Annotated in this window: 22 protein-coding genes; 12 read left to right on the top strand and 10 right to left on the bottom strand. The window is 64.2% G+C overall.

Annotated features, from left to right (window positions below; translation table 11 throughout):
- The first annotated feature begins 3 nt into the window (after positions 1-3).
- Both DPV79_RS41955 and DPV79_RS03895 read left to right on the top strand, forming a co-directional pair.
- Positions 4-297 (top strand): hypothetical protein, encoded by a 294-nt coding sequence (locus tag DPV79_RS41955; RefSeq protein ID WP_021161389.1) that lies wholly within the window; start codon positions 4-6, stop codon positions 295-297.
- Positions 298-415: 118 nt separating this feature from the next.
- On the top strand, positions 416-2,680 hold the full coding sequence (locus DPV79_RS03895) for a hybrid sensor histidine kinase/response regulator (protein WP_042976295.1): 2,265 nt from the start codon (positions 416-418) through the stop codon (positions 2,678-2,680).
- Between the two features lie 45 nt (positions 2,681-2,725).
- Here the strand turns inward: DPV79_RS03895 and DPV79_RS03890 are convergent, their stop codons facing one another.
- Positions 2,726-3,280, bottom strand: coding sequence for an NADPH-dependent FMN reductase (locus DPV79_RS03890; protein ID WP_059688142.1), 555 nt, complete (start codon positions 3,278-3,280; stop codon positions 2,726-2,728).
- 365 nt (positions 3,281-3,645) lie between these two features.
- Between DPV79_RS03890 and DPV79_RS03885 the strand changes: the two genes are divergently transcribed.
- Together DPV79_RS03885 and DPV79_RS03880 are read left to right on the top strand one after the other, a co-directional pair.
- A complete protein-coding gene (locus DPV79_RS03885; RefSeq protein WP_042976293.1) occupies positions 3,646-4,245 on the top strand; it encodes an RNA polymerase factor sigma-70 in 600 nt (199 codons plus the stop codon).
- Positions 4,223-4,438 carry a zf-HC2 domain-containing protein gene (locus DPV79_RS03880; RefSeq protein ID WP_059553207.1) on the top strand — a complete coding sequence of 72 codons (216 nt, stop codon included), beginning with the start codon at positions 4,223-4,225 and terminating at the stop codon, positions 4,436-4,438. The genes DPV79_RS03885 and DPV79_RS03880 overlap by 23 nt, the downstream gene beginning before the upstream one ends.
- 122 nt (positions 4,439-4,560) lie before the next feature.
- Here DPV79_RS03880 and arsC read toward each other — a convergent pair whose 3' ends face one another.
- Entirely contained in the window at positions 4,561-4,917 is a 357-nt protein-coding gene (gene arsC, locus DPV79_RS03875) for an arsenate reductase (glutaredoxin) (RefSeq protein WP_059487735.1), read from the bottom strand.
- Positions 4,918-5,946: 1,029 nt separating this feature from the next.
- On the opposite strand from arsC, the gene parA reads away from it, so the two are divergent.
- On the top strand, positions 5,947-6,609 hold the full coding sequence (gene parA / locus DPV79_RS03870) for a ParA family partition ATPase (RefSeq protein ID WP_027790199.1): 663 nt from the start codon (positions 5,947-5,949) through the stop codon (positions 6,607-6,609).
- A 23-nt stretch (positions 6,610-6,632) separates the two neighbouring features.
- Positions 6,633-7,694, top strand: coding sequence for a ParB/RepB/Spo0J family partition protein (locus DPV79_RS03865; protein WP_113044826.1), 1,062 nt, complete (start codon positions 6,633-6,635; stop codon positions 7,692-7,694).
- Between the two features lie 90 nt (positions 7,695-7,784).
- On the opposite strand, the gene DPV79_RS03860 is transcribed toward DPV79_RS03865, so the two are convergent.
- Entirely contained in the window at positions 7,785-9,152 is a 1,368-nt protein-coding gene (locus tag DPV79_RS03860; protein WP_021163723.1) for a replication initiation protein, read from the bottom strand.
- A gap of 1,821 nt (positions 9,153-10,973) precedes the next feature.
- On the opposite strand from DPV79_RS03860, the gene DPV79_RS03855 reads away from it, so the two are divergent.
- Positions 10,974-12,155, top strand: coding sequence for a DNA-binding protein (locus DPV79_RS03855; protein WP_113044825.1), 1,182 nt, complete (start codon positions 10,974-10,976; stop codon positions 12,153-12,155).
- Between the two features lie 136 nt (positions 12,156-12,291).
- Here DPV79_RS03855 and DPV79_RS03850 read toward each other — a convergent pair whose 3' ends face one another.
- The 3 genes from DPV79_RS03850 to DPV79_RS03840 form a co-directional block, all read right to left on the bottom strand.
- Entirely contained in the window at positions 12,292-13,317 is a 1,026-nt protein-coding gene (locus tag DPV79_RS03850) for a tyrosine-type recombinase/integrase (protein ID WP_113044824.1), read from the bottom strand.
- 109 nt (positions 13,318-13,426) lie between these two features.
- Positions 13,427-13,804, bottom strand: coding sequence for a DUF2471 family protein (locus tag DPV79_RS03845; RefSeq protein ID WP_021163720.1), 378 nt, complete (start codon positions 13,802-13,804; stop codon positions 13,427-13,429).
- A 140-nt stretch (positions 13,805-13,944) separates the two neighbouring features.
- Complete coding sequence (locus DPV79_RS03840; RefSeq protein WP_021163719.1) at positions 13,945-14,556, bottom strand: helix-turn-helix domain-containing protein; 612 nt, start codon at positions 14,554-14,556, stop codon at positions 13,945-13,947.
- Positions 14,557-14,717: 161 nt separating this feature from the next.
- Here DPV79_RS03840 and DPV79_RS03835 point away from each other — a divergent pair, with 161 nt between their 5' ends.
- Together DPV79_RS03835 and tdh are read left to right on the top strand one after the other, a co-directional pair.
- Positions 14,718-15,917, top strand: a complete 1,200-nt coding sequence (locus DPV79_RS03835) for a glycine C-acetyltransferase (RefSeq protein WP_059863374.1) — start codon at positions 14,718-14,720, stop codon at positions 15,915-15,917.
- Positions 15,918-15,930: 13 nt separating this feature from the next.
- Positions 15,931-16,959, top strand: coding sequence for an L-threonine 3-dehydrogenase (gene tdh / locus DPV79_RS03830; protein WP_021163717.1), 1,029 nt, complete (start codon positions 15,931-15,933; stop codon positions 16,957-16,959).
- A gap of 395 nt (positions 16,960-17,354) precedes the next feature.
- On the opposite strand, the gene DPV79_RS03825 is transcribed toward tdh, so the two are convergent.
- Positions 17,355-17,771, bottom strand: a complete 417-nt coding sequence (locus DPV79_RS03825) for a hypothetical protein (protein ID WP_244321708.1) — start codon at positions 17,769-17,771, stop codon at positions 17,355-17,357.
- Entirely contained in the window at positions 17,768-18,406 is a 639-nt protein-coding gene (locus tag DPV79_RS03820) for a GNAT family N-acetyltransferase (RefSeq protein ID WP_113044823.1), read from the bottom strand. The genes DPV79_RS03825 and DPV79_RS03820 overlap by 4 nt, the downstream gene beginning before the upstream one ends.
- A gap of 183 nt (positions 18,407-18,589) precedes the next feature.
- Here DPV79_RS03820 and DPV79_RS03815 point away from each other — a divergent pair, with 183 nt between their 5' ends.
- Positions 18,590-19,195, top strand: a complete 606-nt coding sequence (locus DPV79_RS03815; protein ID WP_113044822.1) for a TetR/AcrR family transcriptional regulator — start codon at positions 18,590-18,592, stop codon at positions 19,193-19,195.
- Between the two features lie 63 nt (positions 19,196-19,258).
- Positions 19,259-19,738, top strand: a complete 480-nt coding sequence (locus tag DPV79_RS03810) for a nuclear transport factor 2 family protein (protein ID WP_048021168.1) — start codon at positions 19,259-19,261, stop codon at positions 19,736-19,738.
- A gap of 490 nt (positions 19,739-20,228) precedes the next feature.
- Here DPV79_RS03810 and DPV79_RS03800 read toward each other — a convergent pair whose 3' ends face one another.
- Positions 20,229-21,314 (bottom strand): tartrate dehydrogenase, encoded by a 1,086-nt coding sequence (locus tag DPV79_RS03800; RefSeq protein WP_113044821.1) that lies wholly within the window; start codon positions 21,312-21,314, stop codon positions 20,229-20,231.
- Positions 21,315-21,431: 117 nt separating this feature from the next.
- Here DPV79_RS03800 and DPV79_RS03795 point away from each other — a divergent pair, with 117 nt between their 5' ends.
- Complete coding sequence (locus DPV79_RS03795; protein WP_113044820.1) at positions 21,432-22,355, top strand: LysR substrate-binding domain-containing protein; 924 nt, start codon at positions 21,432-21,434, stop codon at positions 22,353-22,355.
- 158 nt (positions 22,356-22,513) lie between these two features.
- Here DPV79_RS03795 and argC read toward each other — a convergent pair whose 3' ends face one another.
- Complete coding sequence (gene argC, locus DPV79_RS03790; protein WP_113044819.1) at positions 22,514-23,461, bottom strand: N-acetyl-gamma-glutamyl-phosphate reductase; 948 nt, start codon at positions 23,459-23,461, stop codon at positions 22,514-22,516.
- Positions 23,462-23,505: the final 44 nt, after the last annotated feature.

Genomic DNA, 23,505 nt, shown 5'->3' with positions numbered 1-23,505 from the left:
CCAATGCGTTCGGGCGCGGGCAGCCGCCTTGCAACCGCGCGCGGGCGCCGCAACGCGGGCGCGCGCGACGCGCCGCGCGGCGAATGCCGGCAGGCGCAGATATCTGTCATAGGGAAAGCAAGGCGCGATTCTCGGAGTAAACCGGAGGCGATGCAACTCGCCATATTCACCATTTCGGACAGAATTGGTCCGAACATGCGCCATTCCGAAAACAGCCGCGACCATTTTCGAGATAAGCACGCAAAATTTTTCCTTGTGTACGTTTGCGCTGCCGGATTCGTCGCGTTTTCAATCTGACAATTTCCGCCTGTCGGAATCGACAGGATTACTGGCGTCCGGGTGCATCCGGGGCTGTACGGCGGGCCGTCGCAACTCGTTTATGATGGCAGGCACCTTCGCCTCACCCGCTTCCTCGATGACGTCCGACCGGCCCGCCGATTCCCACGCTCCCGCCTCCCCGCCCGCCGACGACTGGCAGGACGACGGCAACTATGCGTCCGGTGCGCCCGAGCACGATTTCGCAGTGCGGCGCGTGACGCTGATCGTGCTGCTCGTTGCGGCGATCGTGCTGCCCTGCATCTACGTCGTGGTGATGGCGTACAACGACCTGAAGACGCGCGAGGCCGCCGCGAGCGACGTGACGATGCGCACCGTGCGGGTTGCCGAGGAGCACGCGCTCAAGGTGTTCGACCTGAGCGAGACGCTCGATGCGCGCATCGTCGATCTCGTGCAGGACATGGACGACGCGACCGTGCGCAACAGGGAGTCCGACATCCACGAAGCGCTGAACACGATCGGCGGCGGCTATCCGCAGGTGGCGGCCGTGTCGATCTTCGGCGCGAGCGGGATGCTGCTCGCGAACAGCCTCTACTATCCGGCGCCCTATGCGTCGATCGCGAACCGCGACGATTTCGCCGGCATTCGCGACGGCAAGGTGATCGAACACATCTCGCGGCTGATGATGGGGCCGCTCAAGCTCGAGAACATTCCCGTGTTCAACACGGGCGTCGCACGTCGCCATAGCGACGGTTCGTTCGCCGGGATGGTGTCGATCGCGCTGAAGTCGTCGTATTTCAACGCGTTCTACCGCGACCTGCTCGGCGGTGCGAGCACGCCGATGACGATGGCGCTTGCGCGCTCGGACGGCGCGGTGATCGCGTCGTATCCGCCGCCGCCGGCATTCGCGCACACCGATCGCGCCGCCACGTTCGGCGACGCGCGCAACGATCCGCGCGCCGGCGTCGTGCGGGTGCGCCACGACGGTGGGAGCAGCGAGATCGTCGCGTATCGCCAGGTCGGCAGTTATCCCGTCTACGTGACGTGCTCGTATCGCACGTCGGCGATCTGGCGTGAATGGTACGAACACCTGAGCGTGCTGTTCCTCTCGATGTTCGCGCCGTCGGTCGCGCTGTGGTCGGTGATCTGGCTGTCGCTCAAGCGGCTGAAGGCGGAAGAGGAGGCGTGGGACCGCTGGCAGGCCGAAGCGTCGATGCGCCGTTCGATCGAATCGGCGTACCGGCAGTCGCGCAAGATGCAGGCGCTCGGCAACCTCGTCGGCAGCGTCGCGCACGATTTCAACAACCTGCTGATGATCATCTCGAGCAACGTGCAGATCGTGCGGCGGCGCGGGGTCCAGCATCTCGACAAGGAACTCGGCGCGATCGAACGCGCGCTGAAGAACGGGCAGTCGCTCACGCGCCAGCTCCTCGGTGTCGCACGCAAGCAGCCGCTGCACAACGAGACGATCGACGTCGGGCAATGGGTCGGCACATGCCGCGAACTGCTGAAGACGTCGCTCGGTTCGAAATCGTCGCTGGTCGTCGCGATCGAGCCTGGTGTGTGGCCGATCCGCGTCGACGTCGCGGAGCTCGAACTCGCGGTGATCAACCTCGCGGTCAACGCGCGCGACGCGATGGCGGCCGGCGGCCGCTTCACGGTCGGCGCGCGCAACGTGACGCTGCGTCGCGAGGACGGCTTTCCGCTGACGGGCGATTTCGTGCAGATCTCGCTCGACGATACGGGTTCGGGCATGGCGCCCGACGTGCTCGCCCGCGCGTTCGAGCCGCTGTTCACGACGAAGGCTCAGGGGATGGGGACGGGGCTCGGCCTGCCGCAGGTATTCGCGTTCTGCGAACGCTCGGGTGGCCTCGCGACGATCGACAGCGCGGTCGGCGCCGGCACGTCGGTGCGCCTCTACCTGCCGCGCGCGCGCGCCGAGGATGTCGTCGCACGGCCGCCGGCGGTCGCGCACGACGCGGGCACGGGCACGGGCGCGCTCGCCGGCCTGCACGTGCTGCTCGTCGAGGACAACAGCGAAGTCGCGGCCGGCACCGAAGCGCTGCTGTCGCTGCTCGGGCACCGCGTGACCTACGCGCCCACCGCCGACGACGCGTTGCACCTGATCGAAGGCGCCGCTGCGAACGACGCGTTCGACCTCGTGATCTCGGATATCCACATGCCGGGCCGCCTGAACGGCATCGACCTCGCCGAAGCAGTCGAGAAGCGGCCGGAGAAGCTGCCCGTGATTCTCGTCACGGGCTACGCGGAGGAACTCGACCGCACGCGCACCGTCAACGTCCGCGTGCTGTCGAAGCCGTTCGACATCGCGCTGCTCGACGAGATCCTGCTGGGCATCCGCGAAGCGCGCGATGCACGGCACGCGCGGCACACCGGCACGTAACCCGCTACGCGCGGGCCGGCGCCGACGGCATGAACGGGGCGACGCTCAGGCCGACTTCAGCAAGCGCACCCAGCCCGTGTAGCGATCGACGAAACCCTGCAGGAATTTGCGGGTGTCTTCGCTGACGATCTGGCCCTGATCGTCGATGCGTGCCGGATCGTGCTTGATGAACATCTCGGGCTGCCCGAGCGTCTTCACGTCGAGGTACGCGAGCACGTTGCGCAGGTGCTGCTGCGCGAGCGCGGTGCCCGTCGCACCCGGCGACGTGCCGAGCACCGCACCCGGCTTGCCCGCCCACGAATTGGAACCCCACGGGCGCGAGCCCCAGTCGAGCGCATTCTTCAGCACGCCCGGAATCGAGCGGTTGTACTCGGGCGTGAAGAACAGCAGCGCATCGGCGGCTTCGATCGACTGCTTGAAGCGCTTCGCGACTTCCGGGAAATCCGCGTCGTAGTCCTGGCTGTACAGCGGCAGTTCGCCGATCTCGACGAACTCGAACGAGAAATCGGCGGGGGCGAGCGAGATCACGGCGTGCGCGAGCGCGCGGTTCCACGAAGCGCGACGCAGGCTGCCGACGACCACGGCGATGCGATAGGACATGACATTCTCCTTCCGGTGAGTGAGGAATCGGATCGATTGCTTCCGAACGAGCGACAAAGGTCTGTTTATAGGCAAGCCAGCCCGCGAACCGCCCCACGGGGCCGCCCGGCCGACTTTCCACAAGGTTTTCCACAGAAATTGTGGATAACTTGGCCGTTATGATCTGACGTTACACATTGCCCGCCGCGTGTCGAGGTCGACACACGACACAGGGTTCGGCAAGCATAGCGCAGCGCGTCGACCGGTTTCGTGAATTCGTGACGGAACATGCATTGCAGGCAGGCACCGCGCCCAGTAAGCTGCTCGCACCGCGACGCGCCCGCTTGGTGGCGCACGCGATTGCCTCGAGACACCGCAACCCAGACATGCCGTCCGAATACGACGATCCCGCCTATCTCGCGCAACTGCGGCGCGACCTGCTGCGCTTCGCGCGACTCCAGCTCCGCGATGCCGACGCAGCCGAAGACGCCGTGCAGGAAGCGCTCGCCGCCGCGTGGTCGCACGCGGGCGATTTCGCCGGGCTGTCGGCCCACAAGACCTGGGTGTTCGGCATCCTGCGCAACAAGCTGATCGACGTGCTGCGCGCGCGGCAGCGGACCGTGAGCTTGTCGGCGCTCGATGCCGAGCTCGACGGCGAATCGGTGCTCGATCGCGAGCTGTTCAAGGAAAACGGGCACTGGGCCGCGCATGCGAAGCCGCGACCGTGGCCCCGCCCGGAAACGCTGTTGCAGCAGCAGCAGTTCTGGACGCTGTTCCAGACCTGCCTCGACCACCTGCCGGAGCAGATCGGGCGCGTGTTCATGATGCGCGAATTCCTCGACGTCGAGATTACGGACATCTGCAGCGAATTGACGCTGACGACGAATCATTGCAGCGTGCTGCTGTATCGGGCGCGCACACGCCTGCGAACCTGCCTCAGTGAAAAAGGACTGACGACCGAAGATGCTGCCGGGGAAATGTACTGACGTGACGCGACTGCTGTCGGATGCGCTCGACCGGCATCTGACCCTGCATGAGCGCCTGCAGGTGCGTGTACACCTGCCGACCTGCAGTGGCTGCAGGGCCTATCGCGGTCAGATCGCGCTGCTGCGGACAGCCGCGAAAGCGGCGGCGGGGCGGGGGCCGGACGACGCTGATGGGTCGTCCGGGGAAGGCTAGGGGCGGCTCGCTTGGCTGCGATCGCCCGGGTGGTGGTCGCATGATGTTCGGCGATCGTGTCGGCTTCGAATGCCGATGTTTGCGCCGGGCCGATGCAATCAGAAAAATACGGCGCGCAAGAATTATTCGAACAGCGCCCGCACCGATTCGGGCGGCCGGCCGATGGCGGCCTTGCCCCGATAAACGACGATGGGCCGCTGCAGCAAAATCGGATGAGCGGCAATCGCCGCGTAGGCTTGTGCGTCGGTCAGATCGGCGCGGGCCAGATTCAGCGTCTTGTACGGTTCCTCACCGTCGCGCAGCATGTCTCGAACCGGGCGGCCAAGCTGCCGATGCAGTGCTTCCAGCTCCTCTACCGTCGGTGGCGTCTTCAGGTACTCGACGACATTCAGGGGCGCACCGGTGGTATTCAGCGACTCGATCAAAGCAAGCGTCTCGCGCGACTTCGAGCATCGGGGGTTGTGGTAGATCGTGATCATCGTTCAAGCCTGGAGGGTAGAGCCCCGTATTGTAGCCAGTCTGTATCGGGTGTCCGGGCGGGGAGGTTGGCGCGGGATGGCGGGATCTCGAGTGGATTCGCTGCTTCGCAGAAGCAGGTGGATGAGGCAGTGCGACAGGCCATGAGAGGGGAGTGCTGTTCGGGATGCGCTTCACGGAGTCGCGTTGATGCATTTATGCGCATAAAGGTGAGCAGCTTTCTGTCTGTCACGGGATGACGGATCGAGGTGCCGTACGCCGGATCAATACGATGGGCGTTTCTGAGCGGAAAGGACGGGGGCGGTTGCGTCGCACGCCGGTTGGTTTATGCGCATAAAGCGCGTGATTGCCGGGTGAGGTACCTCTCGATTCGCGGCGCGGTAGCTGTGGAAACCTCCTCACGTGGATGCGATTGCTACGTCGACATGCCCGCTGGTCAATCGCCGCGCACTGGATTCCGGAGCAGTCGGGACGTGATCCTTCGCCGCTTGCCGCTTGCCGCTTGCCGCTTGCCGCTTGCCATCGCCATCGCCATCGCCATCGCCACCGGCCGCAGTTTATGCGCATAAACGAGACGCCCAAGGCGGCGGGTTGTGTCGACACGCTTGGGTTCAGTGGCATGCCTCAACACGGTGTACCGGGCCACGACAATACCGCTCACCCCCCACTCTCAGAAGAGTCGCGCCCCCGGTCGCGCGATCGACAGCCTCGGTTTCAGCGGAGTTTATGCGCACAAACTCCCCAGCTCTCAGCCCGAACCGCCTCATCGAACGGAAAGGACAACGCGCCACGATCCCGCGGCAACTTGCTACTCACACCAGCGACGCCACACGCGATGACTCAAACCCCGCCCCGTTCATCGACGTTGCAGACACCCGCCACACCCTCCAATCGAGTCACTCGCCATCTCCGGTTCGTTTATGCGCATAAACCGATAGCCCGAATGGCCAATGCGTAGTTGTCGAACGACAATTTCATTGAAATTCAAATATCGTCCTGTAGAATTCCAACGACCAAAATAGGAGTGAAAATTGGCCGCGGAAATCATTGCAGTCACTCAACAAAAAGGTGGCGTCGGCAAAAGCACGATTGCCATGCACCTCGGTGCCGCGTTCCATGAAAAAGGGAAGCGCGTCCTCGTCATCGACGCAGACCGTCAAAACACGCTGGTTCACTGGTCGAGCGCATCCGGCGACAGCGAAAACGGCATCCCGTTTCCGGTCGTCAACCTTGCCGAAGCCGATGGCCAGATCCATCGCGAGATCAAGAAGTTCATCAACGACTACGACATCATCGTCGTGGACTGCCCGCCGTCGATCACCGAGAAGGTGTCAGGCGTCGTCCTGCTGGCCGCATCGATTGCCGTGATTCCGACGTCGTCGTCGCCGGCTGATTACTGGTCGAGCGTCGGGCTGGTCAAACTGATCCAGCAGGCGCAGGTCATGAACGAAGACCTCCGCGCAGTCTTCCTGCTGAACAAGACCGAAGAGAAGCGCATGCTGACCCGCGAGCTCAAGCGCGCGCTCGAGGAACTCGGCTTCCCGTTGCTGAAAACGCAGATCCCGACCCGGGAGGCGTACAAGCAGGCGATGGCGCTCGGTCAGACCGTGCTGCAGATGAACGATCGTGGCGGCAAGCTGGCCGCCACGGAAATTCGCGCATGCGCCGACGAAATCGTCGCGATGCTGCCCTGACTTTATGCGCACAAAGGAGTCACATGAAACCCTCCCAATTTGCCAAAGGATTCCAAGCGCGCCCGGATATCACGACGAGCGAGAAGCGCACGGCGCTCGATCGACTCAATGCGATCGACGGCATCGTCAAGTCCGAGACCCCTACCCCGGCACCGACCAAATCCGCGAAGAAAGACACCGCGCCGCAGCCCGCTCCCGAGCTCACGCTCGATTCGTCGATCGATGAATCGGCGCAATATCGTGCGTGGCGTCTCGAGAACCGCTATGCGCCCGGGCAAGTGATCGAGCTGTCGCTGAAGGCGATCAAGCATAGCCCGTTCAATCCGCGACACTTCTATCTGAAATCGTCGATTGCCGAACTCGCGGTCAACCTCGCGAAGCAAGGGCAACAGCAGGCGATCCACGTAATTCCGGACTATGACAATCCGGGCACGTATTTCGTCAGCGATGGCGGCCGCCGCGTGCGGGCACTGAAGGAAGCCAACAAGGAGTCGGTCAAGGCGATCGTGATCGACGTGCCGATCGGCATCCAGAGCTACAAGCTCGGCTACGATCTCAACGTCCAGCGCGATTCGCAGACGGTGTTCGACAACGCCGTCGTGTGGCGCCGCTTCCTCGACGACAAGCATTTCCAGAGCCAGAAGGAACTCTCCGAGCACCTCGGCCTCGACGAATCGACGGTGGCCGTCGCCCTGTCGATCGGCAAACTGCCGGAAGCGATCATGCAGGAAATGGTCGCGCGCCCCGATCGCTTCGGTTCAAACATGGCGTATCAGGTCGGCCGCTATCACAACGCGCGCGGCACCGAGGCCACGCTGCGGCTGATCAACAAGATCGTGTCGGACGATCTCAGCACGCGCCAGGTGTCGGACATCGTCAAGGGCCGCGTCGCGGCGCAGGAAACGCCGAAGGCTGCCGGCCGTCAGCGCTATGCGCAGCGTCTCGAGATCAAGCTTGGCGGCAAGTCGGTCGGCGACCTGAAGTCGTATGGCGAAGATCGCATCGAACTGCGCCTGCGCGGCCTCCCGAAGGACAAGCGCGACGCGATCCTCGAGCAGCTCGAGCGGATGCTGTTGTCGGAGTGATGGAAACGGCCGGTTGGGCCTGGTGAAGATGCCGGGCCCGCCAACCGAGGGCGGGACCGGCGGCGGCCCGTCAGCGGGCCTGAGCGGCCCTCAGGCGGCCCGCGACTGGTTCAGCGTGAACGACAGCAGGTCGCCGTCCGTCGGCTCGCCCCAGGTCTTCTGGGCCAGCCAGTCGAAAAAGGCCGTCTCGGCCAGCTTGGAATCGAGGCCGCGCTTGCGCCAGTCGTCGCGCAGATGGGTACCCATCGTCGGCAGCGCCTCCGACTCGAACGACTCGCGCGCCACTTCGCGCTCGGCGTCGCCCTGCTCTTCGTACAGCACCTTCGCTTCCTTGCGACGGAACGCAGCGAACTCGCTCAACAGGCGCGCCTTCAGATCGTCCGGCTGGGCCGCCGCAATCTTCGCAGGCGGCGTGCCGGCAGGCAGCGCGTCGACCGATTCGACCGGCGGCGCATAACCCTTCTTCAGCGCATCCTTGAACAACGCCGGCGCGCTGCGCACCGGCGGCAGCGTCGTGCTGCGCATCCGCTGCTCGGTCATCTGCAGCGCGGCACGAATGCGATTTTCCTCGCTGTCCGCATAGAGCGTCTGCGCTTCCTTCAGCGGGATCCCGATCTTCACCATCCGGTCGACCAGCGTGCTGTCGAACACGTTCGGATGTTCGTCGAGCGCGAGCATCGGCTGCTTGCGCTCGGTCACGCGGAACTGGATCTCCGCGACCCGACGCCCTTCACGGTGTTCGATCAGCTCGACGAAGATGTTGGTGACCGCGTTGACTTCCGCGATCGCGGGACGCAGATAGTCGCGCTTGAAGTACTTGTACTCGCGTTTCGCTTCGTCGCCAGCTTCCGTGTCGGGCGTGCCCGACAGGATCGGCCGCCACCATTCCCACGGCTCGCGCATCGTCAGGTGGCTCGGGTTCGTCAGGTAGCGCACGCAGATTTCGTACAGCGCGAGGCCGGCGCTGCTGCGCAGCTGGCTCTGGAACTGCAGGCTCAGGCGCGCGTACTGGACCGGATCGAGCAGCTTTTTCTTGATCTTCGGCGCGAACGAGAATTCGACCCACACGCGGCGGGTCGCCGGATCCTCGAGAATTTCGGCGTCGGCGATCAGTGTCGAGATCCCCCACTTGCGTCCCGGCTTCTGGCTCGACGTCCCCGTGCTCCATTCGACCTGCACCGACACCATGCGGCGCAGGTGTTCCTTCACCAGCGCGGTGTCGTTCGAATCGAAGGCGGAGTTGGCGACGATGTCCGAGAGCAGCGCGCGATACGTATCGCCCGAGTCGTCGGCCTGCTGCGCCACGGCCAGCAGGACATTGAACAGCTTGCGAGTGAGGAGCGTGATCTTGCCGCTCTTCGGCTGAATTGCGATCGCCTCGACGGCCTTCCGCAATTCGGCTGAACTGGCACTCACCACATCCACATCGGTTTTCTTGGCGCGCTTCGTCGTGGCCATACGTCGGGTCGGAGGAGAAGTTTTCCGGAAGGATAGCGTCTGCGGTGAAGTGCGTCCAGAACGACATGCTCACCATAGCGGGTGAAGTGCGCGTGTAAAACGGCACTCACCCCAGGCGCTCCCGAAAAACCTCACCAGTCCGGATTTGCAGCGTTCCGGACTCGTCCAGACGTGCTGCGGGATGCGCCGATTCACAGAATTTCACCTGTGCGCGGAACGTGCGAAATGTGCTCCCGTATCGGCTCACCTTTCGATTTGTCGTAATTTTACGACTGCGCTGCCGGAAGTTCGGCACAGGGTTGCGATCCCACCTCATCGCGCTTCCCGATCGACCCGCTCGGCCCTGTATGCATGTACAGGCGCGACCCACCGGGCGATCGTGATCGGGCCCGCCACCCCGGAAGACGCCCGCCAAACCGGCCCGCGCGACCCGAACGAGCCTGCTGTGCCGGCCCGGGCGCGCATTGTACAGCGCACAAACCGTATCGGGTCCCGAAAAAACTCACCTTGAGCACAGCATGTTCATTCGTCTGGAGACCGACGAATGCCCGGCACGCGCGGGATTCGCCACCAGAGCCTCCCGAAAATGCTCACCTTACCGAAAAATCGCTGTGCCGCCTCTGGCACGGAAATGGCTCCCGAAAAATCTCACCGTAACTGACGCGGTATCAAAAACCTCAATGCCTTCCGATACTTATGCACAGAAGGCATTTGGCTGTGCGCCGCCGACATCCCCCGAAAAGCCTCACCTTTCGACGGAAATCCGTCATACGACAACGGTGTGTGGCCCCCCGAAAAATCTCACCTGTGCCAAAAAGAGGCACAGCAAAAACGAGATTTCTTCCAGTCCTGGCGGGCTTTTCGGCCAATTCGACCGTCCACAGATCCCGAAAAGCCTCACCTTTGACCATTTTTCGGGCAAATTCCATTCCCGAAAAGGCTCACCTGTGGCCCGAATCACAGCCTGTGATCCATGCCCCGAAAAAGCTCACCTCAGCGGGATCCGGGCAGGAAAACCCGGATTTCCCTCCCGAAAAACCTCACCTTTAGTGCATCACAGGCCCACGAGAGCACTTTTGCTGTGCAAAATGGCGTCCGTTTCCCGGAAATCCTCACATCAAACGCCCGCGGAGTCCCGTGAAACCTCACCTTTCACAGAAACTGCCTAAAAGATGGGCAGAATCGGGGCGCAAAGAAGGTCCCGCAAATTCTCACCTATGTCTGCACAGGCAGAAAACTGTGCAGTCAGGCACAGCGCGGGTTCTGTGGCTGTGAGGCCCCGAAAAGCCTCACCTTTGGGAAATCTCGTGTTTCACTGTGATCCCGAATCCGCTCACGACCTTTCCCGCAACGGCTCACGCAGCTCCCTGAACCCCATCACTTCAGCTCCCGCAGAAGATCACCTTGGCTCCCGTAAAACTTCACCTTGCCGGCCGGAAAGCCTTGCAGCATAAGGCTGTGCCGTGGCGTTAACGTTTTTAACTAAGGGTTCAAGGGTGTTTACTTCTAATACTCTCAAGACATCGGCTGCAGAGTTTTCCACAGACACCCCAACCCCTGAACACCGACAGGCAACCGGATCCGCTGTCATGTGAAACAAATGCCGAAATTCGGGATCGACAGGAAAACGCTTGTACGACAAGGACTTGGCTAACTTTCTTCGCTTTGTTTCACGGAATCCTGGACCACAGTCGCCCAGATCGGCTCACAGACCCGATTTCTGTGCGAAGCGACGTAAATTCACAACGCCGAGCCGAAACAAGTATCGATAAGTACGTATTTCGTTATGATTGCCACACTTCAATGTCTGTGAGCACAGCGATGACCCTGGACGAAATACGCCAAACCATTCGGGACGAACTGGAATCGCTGCGTGCAAAAGGTGCGCGACGGCAGGAATTGTCGCTGCATGCATGCAAGCGGTTGTTCTTCGATCTTGGCATCCGGCCGTCGGCTGCCAACGTCCGCGATCTCACCCAGACCGGCAGCGCCAGCGATATCCCGAAAGACATCGACCATTTCTGGGAGCGCATCCGTTCCGCCTCCAAGGTCAGGCTCGACGGTGCCGCAATTCCGAAAGCCGTTGAGGAAAAAGCCGGCGCGTTGCTCGGGGCACTCTATGAAGAAGCGTTGAAAGCCGCGCGAGACAGCCTCGATGTCGATCGCGAACAGGTCCGCGCCGGCGTGGCCGACGCCGAACAGCGGTTGCGCGACGCAATCGTCCGTCAGGAGACGCTCGAAGGCGCGCTCGCACGTGGCGAAGCGAAAAACGAGCAATTGCAGGCGCGCGTGACCGAACTCGAAGTCCAGCTCGCATCGCAAACGACGCACGGTTCGGCAAGCGAAGCGACGTTACTCACCACAGTCGCACGACTGGAGAAGGAACTGGCCGCGGCGGTCGGCCGTGTCGAAGCCGAGCAGGCGCAGAACGCCACGCTGCGCGACCGCATCGATGCGCTTCAAACCGAACTGCAGCAGCGCACCGAGCACTACGCGCAGCAAATCAAGGACGCGGTGGCCGAAGCCGAACGCCGCGTGAAGCCGATGCTGGTCGAGCTGGATTCGTTGCGCAGCACGGCGTCGACCTACCAGAACGGCTTGCGCGACGTTCAGCGCAAGGAATTCGATTTCCTGCAGCAGTTGAGCGCGGCCAAGGCGCGTGCCGACCGGCTCGAAGAACAATTGCGCAGCCAGGGAGACGAACTGGAACGCGCGACGCGCGATGTGAGTTTGCTGCGCGCGAGCCGCGGAATGAATCCGGAAATCGCCGCGCTGATCCGCCGCCTGGCTGATGCCGGGCAACTGGATGCGAAGGCGTTTGCCGCGATCGGTACCTCACTGGATCAAGAGACGCCGGTACCGGCCCATTGCCCGCATTGCGACGGTGAGCCCGAGCTGTCACACGGAAAAGAGGGTTTTGAAGTGGCCTGCCCCGAGTGCGAACACGCTTCGGGCGCATGGCCATCCCGATTGGAAGCCGTCGCCCGCTTTGTGCGCACGTGACGCAAGGGGCGGCTGCATCGCACAGGTGAGACGATCCGGGAAACCAGAGGTGAGGTTTTTCGGGAGCGATTGAACGGTGAGGCTGTGCCATACAAGGCTGCTCACGGATCGCTTGGCGTGAGCAGCCGTTTGGGGATCAGTGAGTTTCGTCGATGCCCGACGCGTCACCGTCGGCATTGTTGTCGGCGAGACCGTCGCGCCAGTTCTTCCATGCGCGATGCAGGCGGTTCGACGAGATCGGTCGCATGAAGCCCAGCCATTTGCCGACTCGTTCGGGCGGCACGTCGTGTTCGAACAGTTCGGCCGCGTAGGTATTACGCAGGGTTTGCGGGCTGGCGCGTGCGGTGCGTGACGACGTGAGCCCGGCGGATTCGACGATCGCGTCGATGGCGCGCAGCATCGTCGCCTTGTGCATCGGCCGCCCGGCATGGGATGCGGGGAACACGAGTTCGCCGGGAATCTCCTGGCGCTTGCGTTCGGTGAGCCACGCTTCGAGCAGGGCGATCGCGAACGACGCCAGATGGGTTTCGCGCGAGAAATCAGGGTGCGTCGACTCGATCTGAAGCGACGTTCCGGCCGTATTGATGCAACTAATCGTAAGTGCGCGAGCTTCACCGGTTTTAATGCCGGCGCCAAGAAACGCGGCAACGAGCGCGCGGTCGCGCCGCTCTTTCCAGTACGCGGAACCGGATACGCCGATCGGCGAAAACAGGTACGTGAGCAACGTCGCGCGCTCGGCCGGCGTGAGGAAACCGGTAGGTTCGTTGTCGCGCGCCTTGCGCCAGTTCGCTTCGCCATCCTGAGCAATGAACCGGGCCGGGTTGGTCGACGCGTATTCGGTGCGCCGGATATGGTCGAGCACACGCTCGATCAGCCGAAGATAGCGCATTCGCTGGGTTTTCCGGATCGGGAGCTCGCCGACGAAATTCGCGATGGTTGCCGTATCGACCGTCGCCAGATTCTTCTGGTGCGTACGCAGCCATGTGAGAAACGCGCCCCATTGCGCGCGATAGACGTCGGCCGATGAGCGACGATAGTCCTGCATGGCGAGCCATGCATCGAATGCGGCTTCGGGAGAGACGATCCAGTCGGACGCGCCGCGGTCGAACAGGTCCGTTTCTTCCGGGCGTGCGGGGGTGTCGGGAGAGGCGGGAGGAGACATGTGATTTATTCCGTTAGTTGCGTATATGGTAGCCCTTTCCGCAACGTCTCGGGCATCAAGAGGCAAGGGGCAGGACAAGGCCGCCACGCGTGGCGGCCCGGGCGGGCAGTCAGTCGCCCCACGCCTTGGACGGGCGGTGAGCCCGCTCGCGAGGCGCGGTGTCGTTGGAGGTTGACGCGGCTTCGTACGCGAGCACCGCGAACGAAAATACGGCGGGTAGCGCGTTCGAGCGCCCGAAGTCGATCGGATCGTCCGTTTCGGGAAACGTCATGTCAGACGGCCGTTCGAACAATTGACGCATGCCGGCCTCGTGCCGGCTGGCAAAGCCGAGATCGGCAAGCGCCTCGGCTTCGATCGCGTGCAGCAGGCGCCACGTCAGCGGCACGCGCTGGCGGATATAACGCCCGGCGATATGGCGAACGATCAGCTCGAGGTCGTGCGCGGCAGCCTTGAAGCTGAGCGCGGCCAAATCTTGTTCTTCTGTCATTGCAGGCTCCTGTCGACCGGGCAGGCGCCTCGGTGCGCCGGCTCCAGCCCATGCATGGCGGAATGTCCGTATACTGTACAAACATACAGTGTTTTCCGCAACTGGCCTGCAATTGGCCTTTCGGCCGGCTATCCGCGCCGTCAGCGGTGTATCACGATCAGCAGTGCCCGCGCCTCGGCCTTGCCGGGATTGCGGATCGCGTGCGGCTCGTCGGCCGGGTAGCGCGCGGTGTCGCCTACCTTCAGGCGCCGGCTTGCCGCCGCGGCTTCGATTTCCATCGCGCCCTGCAGCACGGTCAGGTGCTCGCGCGTGCCGGGCTCGTGGGCGTTCGATATCAGTGCGCCGCCGCCCGGCAGCGTCAGCTCGTACCACTCGAACTTGCCGGCGAGGTCGATCGGGCCCCACACGCGCAACTGGTATCGGCCGTCATGGCCGGCGAGCGTCGGAATGTCGTGCGGGCCGTCGACGCGGATCGTCTCGGGCGCCTTCGGTTGCGAGAACAGCTCGTCGAGCGTGATGCCGAGTGCGTTCGTCAGCCGCCACGCCACGGCGATCGTCGGGTTGGCCTTGTCGCGTTCGATCTCGGAGAGCATCGATTTCGATACGCCGGCTGCGCGCGACAGGTCGTCGAGTGTCAGCTTGCGTTCGTTGCGCAGCCGCTGGATCTGCTCGCCGACACGCGGCGGCGTGGCGGCCGGCGGTTGCGGTGCGGCGCTGGCAGGCGTGCGCCGCGAACCGGAGGAACTTGCCATTTGGATTCCGTTCGCTTAGAGTTGTTCGGTATTTCGAATTCTAGTTCGGAATATCGGATAAATGCGGTCAACCGAACGACCGACTATAACAGTAGCAGGCCGTTGCGCCGCCGCCACGAGTGGCGCGTTGCGGAATGCGAAACCCTGTCAGGAGCTTTGCGATGCGTGATGCCTTTCTCGCCCAGGTGCGCGGGACGCTGGACCAGATCCGCGCGGACGGTTTTTACAAGACCGAGCGCGAGATCGCGAGTCCCCAGGCGGCAGCCGTGCGGCTCGCCGGCGGTGCCGGCGTGCTCAATTTCTGCGCGAACAACTACCTGGGCCTGGCGAACGATTCGCGCCTGATCGATGCGGCGAAGGCCGGCCTCGACCAGGACGGCTTCGGCATGGCATCGGTGCGCTTCATCTGCGGCACGCAAACCGTGCACAAGCAACTGGAAAGCGCGCTGGCCGCCTTTCTCGGCACCGAGGACAGCATCCTCTATTCGAGCTGCTTCGATGCGAACGGCGGGCTGTTCGAGACGCTGCTCGACGAGAACGACGCGGTGATCAGCGACGAGCTGAACCACGCGAGCATCATCGACGGCATCCGCCTCTGCAAGGCGAAGCGTTTCCGCTACAAAAACAACGACCTGTCCGACCTCGAGGCGAAGCTGAAGGAAGCCGATGCAGCGGGCGCGCGCCACAAGCTGATCGCGACCGACGGCGTGTTCTCGATGGACGGTATCATCGCCGACCTGAAAGGCATCTGCGATCTCGCCGATCGCTACGGCGCGCTCGTGATGGTCGACGATTCGCATGCGGTCGGCTTCATCGGTACGCACGGCCGCGGCACGCCCGAGCACTGCGGCGTCGAAGGCCGCGTCGACATCATCACGGGTACGCTCGGCAAGGCGCTCGGCGGCGCATCGGGCGGCTATGTCGCGGCGCGTCGCGAAGTCGTCGAGCTGCTGCGCCAGCGCTCGCGCCCGTATCTCTTCTCGAACACGCTTACGCCGAGCATCGCCGCGGCATCGCTGAAGGTGCTGGAACTGCTCGGCAGCGACGAGGGCGCGAAGCTGCGCGAGCGCGTGCGCGAGAACGGTGCGCGGTTTCGCAAGCAGATGACCGAAGCCGGTTTCACGCTCGTGCCGGGCGCGCATCCGATCATCCCGGTGATGCTCGGCGATGCGCAGCTCGCGACGAACATGGCCGACAGGCTGCTCGGCGAAGGCGTCTACGTGATCGGCTTCTCGTTCCCCGTCGTGCCGCGCGGCCGCGCCCGCATCCGCACGCAGATGAGCGCCGCGCATACGCCCGAACAGATCGACCAGACGGTCGCCGCGTTCGTGCGCGTCGGCAAGTCGCTCGGCGTGATCTGACGGAGGCGCGACCATGAAAGCACTGGCAAAGCTCGAACGCGGCCCCGGCCTCACGCTCACGCGCGTGAAGCGCCCCGAAGTCGGCCACAACGACGTGCTGATCAAGATCCGCCGCACGGCGATCTGCGGCACCGACATCCATATCTGGAAGTGGGACGACTGGGCGCAGAAGACGATTCCCGTACCGATGCACGTCGGTCACGAATATGTCGGCGAGATCGTCGAGATGGGGCAGGAAGTGCGCGGCTTCGCGATCGGCGATCGCGTGTCCGGCGAAGGCCACATCACGTGCGGCTTCTGCCGCAACTGTCGCGCGGGACGCCGGCATCTGTGCCGCAACACGGTCGGCGTCGGCGTGAACCGCGAAGGTGCGTTCGCCGAGTATCTGGCGATTCCCGCATTCAACGCGTTCAAGATCCCGCCCGAGATCTCCGACGATCTCGCGTCGATCTTCGATCCGTTCGGCAACGCGACGCATACGGCGCTGTCGTTCAACCTCGTCGGCGAAGACGTGCTGATCACCGGCGCGGGCCCGATCGGCATCATGGCTGTTGCGATCGCGAAGCACGTCGGCGCGCGCAACGTCGTCATCACCGACATCAACGACTACCGGCTGGAACTCGCGCGCAAGATGGGTGCGACGCGCGCGGTCAACGTCGCGCGCGAGTCGTTGCGCGACGTGATGACCGACCTGCACATGACCGAAGGCTTCGACGTCGGCCTCGAAATGTCGGGTGTGCCGAGCGCATTCACGAGCATGCTCGAGGCGATGAACCACGGCGGCAAGGTCGCGCTGCTCGGCATTCCGCCCGCGCAGACGGCGATCGACTGGAACCAGGTGATCTTCAAGGGGCTCGAGATCAAGGGCATCTACGGCCGCGAGATGTTCGAGACCTGGTACAAGATGGTCGCGATGCTGCAGAGCGGCCTCGACCTGTCGCCGATCATCACGCATCGCTTCGCGGCCGACGATTACGAGAAAGGCTTTGCCGCGATGCTGTCCGGCGAGAGCGGCAAGGTGATTCTCGACTGGACGGCCTGAGTGCCACGGGGCAGTGCTGCGTGTTCGCCGCCTGCCCCGCTTTCGTTTACGGCTGCGTTTTCGAGGCCGAAACGCACGAATCCGGGCTCAAGGTGAGATTATTCGGGAGCTGTGTCGGCGCGCCGAATCGCGACACGATTGCGCATCGGTGAACTGCAATCGCACGTTCACTTCACCTGACGGAAGCTGCCTCGCTTTCCGCCCTCGTGCCTTCCGGCACCTGCTCTCCCCTTCCAGACACTTCCCCGCTTGCCTTGCCGCGCGATCGCTCGTCATGCACCGCACGCGATGTCGTGCCGAACCGTGGCGTCAACCGTGAGCCCGCGCGCGTCGTCGCGACTCACTCATGCGTGAAACCATTCGATATCGATCGACGTCGATCGGTGCGCCGACGGCTACTTGATCCGTTCACCGTTCAACCCGCGTGGGTCGAGCTGAAGACTCAACACGACGAGCCAGCGTCTCGGACACTGCGGTGCAACGTCGACCGGGCCGCCGTGCACTCCGTGCGCGGTGACGAACCCGTGTTGCACCGCGTATTGATACGCGCGCAACGCATCCGCTTGCAGCCAGAAGCTGACCAGCGCGCACGTCACGAAACGGAACAGCAGCACCGCTGCGGCATCCGGCGCGAAACCGGCCACGACCAGCAGGTTGTCGAACACGAATGCCAGCACGTGCGCGACCGCGATCGTGACGATCGTCAGCTTCAACACGCCACGCAGCCGCAATGCAGCGCGCACGCGTGCCTGCCGGACGGCGAGCCGGGTGCGATCGTCGCCGCCTTCGCGCTTCGGCATGTCGTGTTTCACGACGCGGCACCGACCGGTCGTGCAATGTCGATCTGCGTCGTATCACCGGCAACGATGCGACCGTTCGTGACGCAGACCGATTTGCACAGGATCGTGCTGTCGTAGTTGTGCCCCGGAAAGCGCATCACGTCGACCGGTTGAAATCCTTCGCGACGATAGAAATCGATGAGCCGGACCGCCGCGTACGGTGCGTCGAGCGCCAGGTGCGTCGCGCCGCGCGCGGCGGCCCGCCGTTGCGCGAATGCGAGCAGCGATCGGCCGATGCCGCGATCCTGCCAGACGGGATCGACGGCCAGCTGGCCGAGCGTCGCGACGTGCCGGCTGCGGTACGGATCGCAGCGGGAATCGGGATCGTGCGAGCGCATCGTCATCGTCGCGACCAGATGCGCGTTGCCGAGCGCAACGAAGCACTCGCCGGTGAGCACGCGTTCGCGTGTCGCCGAGGCCGGCTGATCGACGCACGGGCAGTTGAAGCCCAGTGCGCCGAGCGGTGCGAAGGCGCGATGCAGCAGCGCGGTCAACGTGTCGTACGAATCGTTGCGCGGGTCGAAGCGCCGCACGACGATGCGGCCATCGAGCCGCTTGGCATAAGCCGCATAGGCGCGCGCGGGGCGCGCGGATTCCGGTCGCTGCATGATGTCCTTTCGCCCAGACAGGGTGACCGAAGTGTAGTGAGCGTCGCGCGTCCGCTTCAAGAAAAAATGTCGTAAACGCGGCGGGCGCGCATCGCGCGGCCAGGCCGCGCTTCAGCCCTCCCGCCAGCAGGGCTTTTTCATCCGGGTGTTGACGATGGAGAACGATCGTTCTACCGTAAACCCATGAACACACATCACGACCCTTCCGGCGAACCGGGCGTTCGCGACCGGCTGCTCGATGCAGCCGAAGCGCTGATTTACTCGGGAGGCATCCATGCAACCGGTGGCGATGCGATCGTCAAGCGATCCGGCGCGGCGCGAAAGAGCTTTTATTCGCATTTCGAATCGAAAGAGGCGCTGGTGCTGGCCGCGCTCGAACGTCGCGACGAGCGCTGGATGCGCTGGTTCGTCGACGCGACGCTGGCGCGCGGCAAGGCACCGCGCGTGCAGCTGCTCGGCATGTTCGACGTGCTGCGCGACTGGTTCGGGCAACCCGACTTTCACGGCTGCGCGTTCCTCAACGCATCGGGCGAGATTCCCGATGCCGACGATCCGGTGCGCGTCGTCGCACGCGCGCACAAGGCACGCTTGCTGGCGTTCGTGCGCGAGCGGTTCGATGCGTATGCCGATGAAACCGGCATCGAGCGTCGTGGGCTCGCGCGCATCGCGCGTCAGTGGCTCGTGCTGATCGACGGCGCAATCGGCGTGGCGCTCGTCAGTGGAGATGCAAACGCCGCGCGCGATGCGCGCGCGACGGCCGAACTGCTGCTCGACGCGGTATCACGGTAGTCGAAGCAGCGAATCCGAACCGGCCGCGGTTGTCCGTGGCCAGAACCTGAACAGGAGCAACCCATGTCCGCTTCCCTCGAAGTCCGTCCGCCCGTTCCGCCCTTCACGCTCGAAACGGCGCGCCAGAAAGTGCGCGCCGCCGAGGATGCGTGGAACACGCGCGACCCGCAGCGCGTGTCGCTCGCCTATACGCCGCAAAGCCGATGGCGCAATCGCGCGGAATTCGTGACCGGTCGCGACGAGATCGTCGGGCTGCTGCAGCGCAAGTGGGCGCGCGAGCTCGACTACCGGCTGATCAAGGAGCTGTGGGCATTCGACGGCAATCGCATCGCGGTGCGCTTTGCGTACGAATGGCATGACGATGCCGGCAACTGGTTCCGTTCGTACGGCAACGAAAACTGGGAGTTCGACGAAAACGGGCTGATGGCGCATCGTCACGCGAGTATCAACGACCTGCCGATTCGCGAGCAGGATCGTCTCTATCACTGGCCGCTCGGCCGTCGTCCGGACGATCATCCCGGGCTGTCCGATCTCGGCCTGTGACGCGCGTGCCGACTCGACGGACCGGCGAACGCATCACCGGGCTTCAACGGTGAGGAAATTCGGGAGTCGATGCGCTGAAGGTGAGGTTTTTCGGGACGAGGGGAAATGTCGCGTCGGACTGTGTGCTTCGAGCCGTTCGACACGGCATCGTCCCGGGCAAAGCGGACGTGCCATGCACGTCGGGATCTCGTGATGCGCGTATCGGTATGCAACGGTGTGCTTCACCACGCGATGCATCTCACCGATCGATCGGGGCCGGTAGCGGTTGACGATCGGTGTGCACGCATGTGGCGTGCAACTCACCGATCGTATCGACGTCGACGCCTGATGGCGCCTGCCGTGCGCGTTGCGGTGCGACGTTGCTCACCGCTCGACTTCACCAGGCAGGCTCGGGAATTCGCATGCGTGCGCAAACGCATGGCGTGCAACTCACCGCACACCGATTCGTGCAGCCTCTGCCCGGCGCGTGCGATTGCGCCGGGCCTGATCGTCAGCCCGCGATGCGCGCGCCGATCGCCTCGCCCACTTCCTGTGTCCTCGCGTTGCCGCCGAGATCGCGCGTATGCGGCCCCGTGCGCAGCACGTCCTCGATCGCGGCGACGATCGCATCGTGCGCTTCGCGTTCGCGGCCTGCGCCGTTGCCGAGGAAATCGAGCATCAGGGCCGCCGACCAGATCATCGCGACCGGGTTCGCGATGTATCGCCCCGTGATGTCGGGCGCGGAGCCGTGCACGGGTTCGAACAGCGACGGAAACGTGCGGTCGGGGTTCAGGTTCGCCGACGGCGCGATGCCGATCGTGCCCGTACACGCGGGCCCGAGGTCCGACAGGATGTCGCCGAACAGGTTCGATGCGACGACGACGTCGAAGCGGTCCGGCTGCAGCACGAAACGCGCGCACAGGATGTCGATGTGCTGCTTGTCGACGGCGATGTCGGGATAACGTTCGGCCATCTCGGCCGTGCGTGCGTCCCACCACGGCATGCTGATCGCGATGCCGTTGCTCTTTGTCGCGACGGTGAGGCGCTTCGCGCGCCGCTGCGCGAGTTCGAACGCGAATTTCAGCACGCGCTCGGTGCCGTGACGCGTGAAGATCGCCTGCTGCATCACGATCTCGCGATCGGTGCCTTCGAACATCGTGCCGCCGACCGACGAATACTCGCCCTCGGTGTTCTCGCGCACGATCATGAAGTCGATGTCGCCCGCGCGGCGGCCGGCGAGCGGCGACGGCACGCCGTCGAACAGGCGCGCGGGCCGCAGGTTGATGTACTGGTCGAATTCGCGGCGGAATTTCAGCAGCGAGCCCCACAGCGAAACGTGATCGGGCACCGTCGCGGGCCAGCCGACCGCGCCGAACAGGATCGCGTCCATGCCCGACAGTTGCGCCTTCCAGTCGTCCGGCATCATCTTGCCGTGCTGTGCGTAGTAGTCGCAGCTCGCCCAGTCGATCTGGACGAAGTCGAAGCGGATGCCGAAGCGCGCGGTCACGGCGTCGAGCGCGCGCAGGCCCTCGGGCATCACTTCACGGCCGATGCCGTCGCCGGGGATCACGGCAATTCTGTAGGTCCTGTCGGTCATGCAAAGCTCCTTGGCTGGTGGGCTGGCCGCGGGGAGAGGCAGCGGCGCGTCACGTCATTCTATTTATTTCCATCTGGATTAAAATCGCGCGAAAGGTTAATCGATTTTCCACGAATCGTGAATAAATCGCCGAATCTCGACGACCTGCGCGTGTTCAGCCTGGTCGTCCGCCTGACCAGCTTCAGCGCGGCCGCCGAGCAGCTCGCGGTGTCGCCTGCCTATGTCAGCAAGCGCATCGCGTTGCTCGAGGCGCAGCTCGGCACGCGCCTGCTGCATCGCTCGACGCGCCGCGTGACGGTCACGGAAGCAGGCGAGCGCGTGTTCGCGCGCTCCGAGAAGATTCTCGACGACGTCGATCATCTCGTCGAGGACGTGTCGACCACGCGCACGGTGCCGCGCGGCACGCTGCGCATTTCGAGCAGCTTCGGTTTCGGCCGGCACATCGTCGCGCCGGCGCTGCTCGACTTCTCGGCACGCTATCCGCAACTGAACGTGCGGCTCGATCTGTTCGACCGGCTCGTCGACGTCGCGGGCGAAGGCTACGACCTCGACGTGCGCATCGGCGACGAGATCGCCGATCACCTGATCGCGCGCCGCCTCGCCGCGAACTACCGCGTGCTGTGTGCGTCGCCCGACTATCTCGCCCGGCGCGGTACACCGCGCTCGCTCGCGGATCTCGCTTCGCACGACTGTCTTGCCATCAAGGAGCGCGATCACCCGTTCGGCGTGTGGCGGCTGAACGTGCGCGGTGAAACGGCCACGGTGAAGGTTGGCGGCGCGCTGTCGACGAACCATGGCGAGGTCGCCGTGCAATGGGCGCTGGCCGGGCGCGGCATCGTGCTGCGTTCGATCTGGGAAGCCGCGCCGCTGATCGAACGCGGTGCACTGTGTCGCGTGCTGCCGGACGCAATCCAGCCCGCGAACATCTGGGCCGTGTATCCGGAGCGCGTCGCGGCGTCGGCCAAAGTGCGCGTGTGCGTGGATTTTCTGATGGAGACGCTGGCTGGCTTGAATGCCGCGGCGGGTGACGATACGGCCTGAAACCGGCTAAAGGTGAGCTTTTACGGGGGCATGTGCGCAACATCGGCAGGCCTCGTTTCCGGCTCGCAACCGCGTCGCGAGCCGGTCGCGTCGAACGGGTACCAACACATCGCGGTCGCGAGGTGCCGGGCCCGCCGACGCTGGTGCCCGCACACGGCTTACGCCGCTTGTGCCGCGCCTGCCGCCCCGAGCATCAGGTCGAGATTCTGCACGGCTGCGCCGGATGCGCCTTTGCCGAGATTGTCGAACACGGCGGACAGCAGCACCTGGCCGTGCTCGGCATTGACGAACACGCCGAGCCGCATGTCATTGGTGCCGTTCAGCGCTTGCGGATCGAGATGCGTGATCGCATGCGTGTCCGCGAGCGGCGTGACGTCGACGTGGCGCGACTCGGCGTAATGGTGCGCGAGACACGCATGCAGTTGCTCACCGGTCACACCGGCAGGGAGCAGACGCAACTCGATCGGCACGGTGAGCACGATGCCTTGCCGATAGGCACCGTAAGCCGGCACGAACAACGGACGGTTCGCCAGACCGGCATGCAGCCGGATCTCGGGCACATGCTTGTGCGCGAGTGCGAGGCCGTAGACCTGGAGCGGTTTCGCGCGCGAAGCGTCGTTCGCTTCGAAAGCGTCGACGGCGGTCCGCCCGCCGCCCGAGTATCCGGACACGGCATGGATGTTCACCGGGTAGTCGCGCGGCAGCAGTCCGGCCTGCAGCAGCGGCCGCAGCAGCCCGATCGCGCCGGTCGGGTAGCAGCCCGGATTGGTGACACGCCGCGCGTGTGCAATTGCCCGTGCCTGCCCGTCGGCCATCTCGGGAAAGCCGTAGACCCATTCCGGCTGCGTGCGATGAGCCGAACTCGCGTCGATCACGCGTACCGCCGGATTCCGGATGAAGCCGACCGCTTCGCGTGCGGCCGCGTCGGGCAGGCACAGAATGGCGATGTCGGCTGCGTTGATCGCCTCGGCGCGCCGCACGGGATCCTTGCGCTCGGCCTCCGGCAGCGCGACGAGCCGCAAGTCGGTGCGCCCGCGCAGGCGCTCGTGGATCTGCAATCCGGTCGTCCCTTGATCGCCGTCGATGTAGACAGTGGGCTGGCTCATGGTGGTCGCGTTCCTTGCGTTCGTGGTCGGGAAAGCCGTATCGT

Origin of the sequence: Burkholderia reimsis (genome assembly GCF_003294055.1) — a bacterium.
In the GTDB taxonomy this organism is placed as follows: Bacteria; Pseudomonadota; Gammaproteobacteria; order Burkholderiales; family Burkholderiaceae; genus Burkholderia; species Burkholderia cepacia.
This window is presented reverse-complemented; position numbering and strand designations above follow the sequence as displayed.

Excerpts from the sequence above, each read along its gene's own strand:
- DPV79_RS03815 (WP_113044822.1), top strand. The coding sequence starts at position 18,590 with ATGAACACACATCACGACCCTTCCGGCGAACCGGGCGTTCGCGACCGG.
- DPV79_RS03800 (WP_113044821.1), bottom strand. The coding sequence starts at position 21,314 with ATGACCGACAGGACCTACAGAATTGCCGTGATCCCCGGCGACGGCATC.
- DPV79_RS03820 (WP_113044823.1), bottom strand. The coding sequence starts at position 18,406 with ATGCAGCGACCGGAATCCGCGCGCCCCGCGCGCGCCTATGCGGCTTAT.
- DPV79_RS03890 (WP_059688142.1), bottom strand. The coding sequence starts at position 3,280 with ATGTCCTATCGCATCGCCGTGGTCGTCGGCAGCCTGCGTCGCGCTTCG.
- DPV79_RS03855 (WP_113044825.1), top strand. The coding sequence starts at position 10,974 with ATGACCCTGGACGAAATACGCCAAACCATTCGGGACGAACTGGAATCG.
- DPV79_RS03845 (WP_021163720.1), bottom strand. The coding sequence starts at position 13,804 with ATGACAGAAGAACAAGATTTGGCCGCGCTCAGCTTCAAGGCTGCCGCG.
- DPV79_RS03835 (WP_059863374.1), top strand. The coding sequence starts at position 14,718 with ATGCGTGATGCCTTTCTCGCCCAGGTGCGCGGGACGCTGGACCAGATC.
- DPV79_RS03895 (WP_042976295.1), top strand. The coding sequence starts at position 416 with ATGACGTCCGACCGGCCCGCCGATTCCCACGCTCCCGCCTCCCCGCCC.
- DPV79_RS03860 (WP_021163723.1), bottom strand. The coding sequence starts at position 9,152 with ATGGCCACGACGAAGCGCGCCAAGAAAACCGATGTGGATGTGGTGAGT.
- DPV79_RS03810 (WP_048021168.1), top strand. The coding sequence starts at position 19,259 with ATGTCCGCTTCCCTCGAAGTCCGTCCGCCCGTTCCGCCCTTCACGCTC.
- DPV79_RS03885 (WP_042976293.1), top strand. The coding sequence starts at position 3,646 with ATGCCGTCCGAATACGACGATCCCGCCTATCTCGCGCAACTGCGGCGC.
- DPV79_RS03865 (WP_113044826.1), top strand. The coding sequence starts at position 6,633 with ATGAAACCCTCCCAATTTGCCAAAGGATTCCAAGCGCGCCCGGATATC.
- DPV79_RS41955 (WP_021161389.1), top strand. The coding sequence starts at position 4 with ATGCGTTCGGGCGCGGGCAGCCGCCTTGCAACCGCGCGCGGGCGCCGC.
- DPV79_RS03850 (WP_113044824.1), bottom strand. The coding sequence starts at position 13,317 with ATGTCTCCTCCCGCCTCTCCCGACACCCCCGCACGCCCGGAAGAAACG.
- DPV79_RS03840 (WP_021163719.1), bottom strand. The coding sequence starts at position 14,556 with ATGGCAAGTTCCTCCGGTTCGCGGCGCACGCCTGCCAGCGCCGCACCG.
- arsC (WP_059487735.1), bottom strand. The coding sequence starts at position 4,917 with ATGATCACGATCTACCACAACCCCCGATGCTCGAAGTCGCGCGAGACG.
- argC (WP_113044819.1), bottom strand. The coding sequence starts at position 23,461 with ATGAGCCAGCCCACTGTCTACATCGACGGCGATCAAGGGACGACCGGA.
- DPV79_RS03880 (WP_059553207.1), top strand. The coding sequence starts at position 4,223 with ATGCTGCCGGGGAAATGTACTGACGTGACGCGACTGCTGTCGGATGCG.
- tdh (WP_021163717.1), top strand. The coding sequence starts at position 15,931 with ATGAAAGCACTGGCAAAGCTCGAACGCGGCCCCGGCCTCACGCTCACG.